1 pseudogene is annotated in these 337 nt (G+C 70.3%); it reads right to left on the bottom strand.

Going from position 1 to position 337, the window contains the following annotated elements:
• Positions 1-252 precede the first annotated feature (252 nt).
• Positions 253-337: pseudogene (locus ACLWS4_RS38110) on the bottom strand (N-acetylmuramoyl-L-alanine amidase); the annotation flags it as partial.

Here is a 337-nt window from a genome sequence, read left to right as displayed (position 1 = left end):
GTGCCTGCGGTGACCGCCGGGGGAGCGGCCGGAGCAATCAGGGACGGGGCACGGCTGGAGATCCGCGACGGGGACTGGCGGGTAGTGGGACAGGTGTGGTGAAGGCAGCGGCGGAGTGCCGGAGGAGATGACCGTGGGGTCGGAACTGCGGGTTGTGGTTCGGATCGGCGGGCGGTGCTTCGCGCTGCCCGAACGGGCGGACGGGGCCACGGCGCTGCTCTCCGACTGCCTGGACGCGTAGGGCGAGCGCTGCACCGCAGCGGTCGACCAGGAAGTTGTAGCCGAGGTCGCGCCAGCCGTTGCTCTTCACGTGGTACTGGTAGATCGACCGGATGAC

It is taken from the genome of Kitasatospora sp. SC0581 (assembly GCF_048159585.1).
Lineage (GTDB): Bacteria > Actinomycetota > Actinomycetes > Streptomycetales > Streptomycetaceae > Kitasatospora.
The sequence above is the reverse complement of the archived record's forward strand: the minus strand, read 5'-3'. Positions and strand labels throughout refer to the sequence as shown.